Origin of the sequence: Megasphaera sp. NM10, from assembly GCF_000417505.1 — a bacterium.
Classification (GTDB): domain Bacteria; phylum Bacillota; class Negativicutes; order Veillonellales; family Megasphaeraceae; genus Megasphaera; species Megasphaera intestinihominis.
Genome location: NZ_APHY01000094.1, coordinates 1 through 6,020 on the forward strand (window position 1 = coordinate 1; position 6,020 = coordinate 6,020).

A 6,020-nucleotide genomic window follows, 5' to 3' on the forward strand; every position below is an offset into this window, starting at 1 on the left:
GATCCAGAAGCAGCTTCCCAACGAGGATTGCAGTCTTCAAGAATTTTCTACCTACGCATCCAAGAGCTCTATAAAAAATGGAAGGGTCGTCACGTCGCAAACTGGGCGATGGTCCGGAACCAGCTGCTCATGGACGACAGGATGTCTCAGCTTATGCAGCAATACGATGTTGCTTATTGAATCGATTTACACAAAACTCTTGACACACCCTACTTGCATCGCCATTTGCTATGTGATAAACTTTTTACGTCATTCATTGACATGAACCTCTCTTCTGAATAATGTAGTGGTTGCCAGACCATCTACATTATTCAGAAGAGGTTCTTTTTTTTACTTTAAGAAATTTTACTTACCCCCAGTTGAACTGGGGGGGTAATCATGCCTATTCGGCGCCAAAAAAAATCCCTGAAAAAGGAACCATTGTTCCTTTTCCAGGGAAGAAGGGGGGGGGCATTCATCTAAGCGCAGAGCATGATTTACTTGCAGTAAGCAACTACTTCTACCTCTACATCGCCATTCATGGGGAGTTTGCCGATTTCCACACAAGACCGAGCAGGCAGCGTTTTCTTAAAGAAACTGGCATATACGGCATTAACAGCACCAAAATCATTCATATTCGAAAGATAGACTGTCGTTTTTACCACATCATCATAAGAAACGCCAGCATCTTGTAAGATAGCACCCACATTTTTCAGGCTCTGCTCTGCCTGGGCAGCAGCCCCATCCGGCAGTTTTCCCGTTGCCGGATTAATACCCAGCTGGCCGGATGCAAAGAGAAAATCACCGGCTTTTACAGCCTGGGAATACGGTCCAACTGCACCAGGTGCTTTTACCGTAGAAATAATACGTATAGACATGATACAACACTCCTCATCACAATTATAATAAACGTAAAAACGGAGAAACCAGAAGTAACAATCCCATAAGGACAATACAATTCAGCATGATTCCTTTATACTGATGTAAAAACATTACCCGGTGAACAAGATATGCCGGTATGAGGCAGCCGATTATCCCTACGATTGGCCCAAAGAACGATAACAGGGACAAAACAGGGAAGTTCAATACATTGGAACCCCAGGAAAATAGAACGGCAAAAATCAGGATTCCGATTGAGACCGTCTTTTTATTAATCAGCCTTCCGGCATCATCCGTCTCAGAATATTCATGGCAATTCCCTGACAGGCTTCACGGAACCCCAGAAAAACACCGAAGAAAGCAGTCGTAATAGCAAAAATGTTCAATATCAGGCTGAGTATTTTCAACGTATTGCCTTCCATTCCCCGGGCTGCCATAGCCAGTGAGGAAATATTATTAGCCGCTGCTTCTACAGCCTGATCATGGCCCATAGCCAGGTTGAAGGAAATAGCATAGAAAAATACCGTGATAAACAATACGGCAAAGGCAATATTCATAGCCCGTACGGACTTATACCATGCCACTTCAATATTGCAATTGTGCGTCCTGTAAGAAATGACCATAGGACTAATGCTCTGGATAAACAGGATAGAACATAGCGTAAAAGGCAGCATGACAATCGTTTCTTTGATAAAATATCCCCAATTAGGAAATGCACCTACATTTGCCAGATTCCAATAGGGAATCATGACAGCTCCCAATATGGCTATAACGATTAATTTCGTCAGTACCATACCAGTCGATACTTTAAAAAGGATTTGTTCCCCACGGGAAGCGACTGCGACCAATAATACAATGATGACCAGTCCATACAGAGGATTTTCAGATAAAATAGTATCCGTTACTCCAAAACTGTACAAAAAGGAAGCACTGTCATTCGTGATAGCCGTAGAGTACATCATGACTCCCATAATAATCATGATGAAGTAAATAATCCCCAAGAAGAATCCCCAGTTTTTTCCCAGATAGCCACTGATGACACTGGCATAATCTTCACACTTCGGCGAGCTAGCCAAGGTGTTAATGTACAGCCGCTGGAAACCATACATGATTGGGTAGCTGATGACTGCCGAAGCGAGAAATACCCAGAGACCTACTAGACCGACCTGTACCGGCAGGAAGACAATGCCCGAACCGATAGCCATGCCAATACTCATAATTACCCAGCCCCAGTCTGTACTATCGAATTTTACGGCCTTCTTCCATTCTTCCTGAGTCATACCCGCTTTTTCCCAATGGGTACTGCCCGAAGCCATTCCTATACGTTTTGTAGCATTCTCCATAGTAGGCCACCCCTTATTTAGCCTGATGGGCTTTAACGGCCTTTACGATACGCTGCAGGCCTTTGTCAACGATAACCCGCGGCATAGCCAGATTAAGGCGGATATAGCCTTTTGCATTATCGACAAAGAGTGCATCTCCTCCTTCCAGGAGAACCCCTGCTTTATTAGCCATGAAATCAGGAATATCTTCCACATCGCCAAGATACGGATTCATGTTGACCCATGCCAGATACGTCGCCTGGGGAATCTGGAACGTAATATCCGGAAGTTCCCTGGCAAAGGTTTCCTTGACCAGTTTAAAATTGCCATCAAGGTATGTTTTAAGCTGATCCAGCCAATCATGGCCTTTAGCATAAGCGGCCGTATGAGCGGCAATAGAAAGGGGATTCAGATTCATAGCGTACGTGTTGGTTTCACTGATATAAAGTTTACGTAATTCTTCATCGCGGATAATAATTTCGGCAAACATCATCCCCGCCATATTGAATGCTTTGGATACAGAGGTGCAGGTAATCAGTTTTTTATATTCTGGCATAATCTTAGCATGGGGATATGTTTAACGCCCTGGCGCAGGAGATCGCAATGGATTTCGTCACTGATAATCCAAAGATTATGTTTTTCTACAATAGCCGCTACCTTGCGGAGTTCTTCTTCTGTCCAGACCCGTCCCGTCGGATTCTGTGGATTGCACCAGATAAGAAGTTTGGCAAACGGATTGGAGGCGTCTTTTTCTAATGCATCAAAATCGATGGTCCAATTTCCCTGGGCATCATATTTCAGCTTATTGTGGATAGCGTGTTTATGCCGTTCATCAATCGGGTGCTGGAAATATCCGTATGCCGGTGTATTAATAATGGCATAATCGTGGTCCCCCAACAACAGATCGACAAGCATATATAAAGCAGGAATAATCCCCAAAGAGAAGCAGATTTCTTCTTTTGGATACGTCCAGCCATACATTTTCTGATTCCACGCGTTGTATGCTTCATAAAAATCCGGTTCAAATACCTGGCTGTATCCAATAATCCGCTTATCAGCCCGGTCCTTGATGGCCTGGATAACATCAGGGCACATGGCAAATTCCATGTCGGCTACCCACATGCGGACAAATTCATCATCCTTAAAGGGAAATTTCATTTTACCTTCCGTGTCTCCAAAAATATAACCACGGAATCCATCCGTATTAAGCGCATTTGTATGTTTTCTGTCAATGATTTCATCAAAATCGTACGTCATCAGTATTCCTCTTTTCTACAAATATGTGATTATTCAGAATTATAATTATTATAGGTAAGAGCGCTCTGTTTATGCTTATACTATATCAGTTCCGATGTCCACTGGCAAAAGCCCCTATGTTTCGTTTAAAGACATAAACATAGTCACTGTGTTTCTTTAGGCGAAACATAAGAGCCAATCATCTTCCAATTTCATCAGAAGACATGTTTTTTCAATTGTTTTTTTTTATTTTGAATATTTTAAAGAAACAAAAAAAACGTGTATAATGACATCAGAGGTGATTTCATGTCTCTGGTAACAGAAAATACGGGTAAGGCAATCCGTACATTCCGGAAAAAGAATAAGCTGACCGTCCAGGAACTGGCGGATCGCATCTGTAAGAGCAAAGCAACAGTTTCCAAATATGAAAGCGGTAAAATTTCTTTGGATTTGGATACCCTGTTCGATATTGCACAGGTATTACAGGTCCGCCTCGAGCAGTTATTATACATGCCACCGGAAAATGTCCCAACAGAAACTGTAACCGTTCCCAATTTCTTCAAAAATCTGAATCACATGTACATATATATGTATGATGGCCGTAATAACCATCTGAACCGCACGATTATCAATGTATTTCCGGAAAATCAGCATATATTTCCAGCCATCATGTACATGAATATAAAGAATTATGATGAATATCAGAATTGTGAAAACACTTATACAGGAACAATATCCCATTACGACGCCCTGACCACTATGGAATTCCAGAATCAGGATACCTATATAGAAAAATATATTATCCGTATCCTCGCGTCGTTTTTAGATGCTCCCACCAAATGGGCCATGGGATTCGGCGTTTCTTCCCGACCATTAATGCCCGTCGCTACCAAAATGCTTATTTCAAAAAAAATTCTCCCGGAAACAGACGACCTCATCAAATCTCTGATGATTTCCAAAGAGGATATCCGCCGCATGAAGCAATACAACATGCTATCTTTCGTATAAGTAAAAAAACTGGCTTATGGAACAAAATACTCCATAAACCATTTTTTTAGGCTTATTCTGTTATGCATTGTAATTTTCCATCAGTCTGCGGAAGAAATTACGAGATCCCGGAAGTGTGGCCGCAGGAATGCGTTCGTTGACACCGTGCATGGGCCCCCACGTATCGTCCTGTTCATAGCCGCTGAAGAGGAAGATGTGCCTGGCAATGTCCTTGTAATAGCGGGAATCTGTCGCAAACAGCATCAGTTCCGGCATGACGATGACGTCATCACCGTATACGTCGTGAATAGTCTGTTCGACCAGACGGAATTCTTCACTGTCCGGGGTGTCTGCGTTGACCGGGTCGATGCCGGATACGCGGCGGACCTGAATGCCACCGGTGAGGTGCTGCTGGATATACGCCAGAATTTCGTCCCCTGTTTCCCCGGGAAGTACGCGGGCACTGATGGTAGCGCTTACGTGTGCCGGGATGACGTTAGGCTGCTGGGCTCCCTGGGCCATGGTCACACATATCGTCGTATGGAGTAGCGCATCGAGGCGGGCATCCTGACGGGCCAGTTCACACACTTCATCCCAGTACCGGTCGGGGTCACTGAAAATCCGCTGTTTATCCCCCGTTTCCAGTTTAGCCATACCTTTCAGCCGACCCCGGGATAAATCCGTCAGTTTATACGGACGGGGATGATCTTCCAGTGCCACGATGCAGCGGGCCAGAGCTCCCATATCCGTATGCAGTCCCGGTACACTGGAATGGCCGCCTGTCCCGTCTTTATAGAGTTCGTAGACAATCTGCGACTTATCTCCCAGACCGACGTGGGCAATGCGGTGCCCCTTATCGTCGGTCGTCACACTGCCGCCTTCGTCAAAGAGAACGATCTGATGAACGCCCCGTGCCGCCAGTGCTTCCTTGAGAAGCCGTCCGCCGTCTTCCCCGCTGATGGTATAAATTTCTTCACTGTATCCCAGTGCAATATAGAGGTCATAGGAAGGACGGAATCCATCGGAAAAGGCGGCTTCCACGGCTTCCATTTCTGCCAGGAAGAGGTGTTTGCAGTCTGTCGTACCCCGTCCCCAGATGATGCCATCTTCATAAGCGCCGGAAAAAGGTTCTTTCTTCCTGAGTTCCAGGGCTCCCGGTTCGACTACGTCCTGATGGGCGCTGAGTACGAGCGGCGTTTTTTCCGGATGGCCCGAATCATAATGAAACAGCAGGTCCGCCCGGCCAACCGGAATGACTTCAAACAGTTTATATATAACAGGATAGTAGGCTTCCAGCAGGGCATGAAGCTTGGTAAATTCCCGCCAGTCCACTTTATCCAAATCTTCATTAGAAATGGTCTAACAGGTAATAAAGTGCTGCAGATGATCTGTCAGTTTCTGTTCTTCTGTAAAAGCCATATTGCATTCCTCCTTTAGATACCATCATCATATACAGGTTTGTCTGTTGCGTCAATACACATAATGAAAAGAGTTAGTGTCAAGAAGTTTCCGGTCTTTCCTTTAGACCTAGGTAATAAGCGGGGTCTTATTTCCACATTTTTACAAAATATGTGCCATTTGCAGCCTTTTTTGCCAGCTTTCCTAACGGTACTGCTT

Annotated in this window: 5 protein-coding genes and 2 pseudogenes; 2 read left to right on the forward strand and 5 right to left on the reverse strand. The window is 44.6% G+C overall.

Annotated features, from left to right (window positions below):
* Positions 1-180 (forward strand): annotated as a pseudogene (locus NM10_RS14240) (hypothetical protein); the annotation flags it as partial.
* A gap of 296 nt (positions 181-476) precedes the next feature.
* Here NM10_RS14240 and NM10_RS12060 read toward each other — a convergent pair.
* From NM10_RS12060 to NM10_RS15085, 4 genes and pseudogenes are all read right to left on the reverse strand, one after another.
* Positions 477-857, reverse strand: a complete 381-nt coding sequence (locus tag NM10_RS12060; protein ID WP_020311825.1) for a RidA family protein — start codon at positions 855-857, stop codon at positions 477-479.
* A 22-nt stretch (positions 858-879) separates the two neighbouring features.
* Positions 880-2,138 (reverse strand): annotated as a pseudogene (locus tag NM10_RS12065) (transporter).
* A 76-nt stretch (positions 2,139-2,214) separates the two neighbouring features.
* A complete protein-coding gene (locus NM10_RS15080) occupies positions 2,215-2,736 on the reverse strand; it encodes an aminotransferase class I/II-fold pyridoxal phosphate-dependent enzyme (RefSeq protein ID WP_256379004.1) in 522 nt (173 codons plus the stop codon).
* Positions 2,715-3,437 (reverse strand): aminotransferase class I/II-fold pyridoxal phosphate-dependent enzyme, encoded by a 723-nt coding sequence (locus NM10_RS15085; RefSeq protein WP_256379006.1) that lies wholly within the window; start codon positions 3,435-3,437, stop codon positions 2,715-2,717. The genes NM10_RS15080 and NM10_RS15085 overlap by 22 nt, the downstream gene beginning before the upstream one ends.
* A gap of 285 nt (positions 3,438-3,722) precedes the next feature.
* Between NM10_RS15085 and NM10_RS12075 the strand changes: the two genes are divergently transcribed.
* On the forward strand, positions 3,723-4,424 hold the full coding sequence (locus NM10_RS12075; protein WP_020723744.1) for a helix-turn-helix domain-containing protein: 702 nt from the start codon (positions 3,723-3,725) through the stop codon (positions 4,422-4,424).
* A gap of 60 nt (positions 4,425-4,484) precedes the next feature.
* Here the strand turns inward: NM10_RS12075 and NM10_RS12080 are convergent, their stop codons facing one another.
* Positions 4,485-5,735, reverse strand: a complete 1,251-nt coding sequence (locus NM10_RS12080) for a M20/M25/M40 family metallo-hydrolase (protein ID WP_020311828.1) — start codon at positions 5,733-5,735, stop codon at positions 4,485-4,487.
* Between the last annotated feature and the right edge of the window lie 285 nt (positions 5,736-6,020).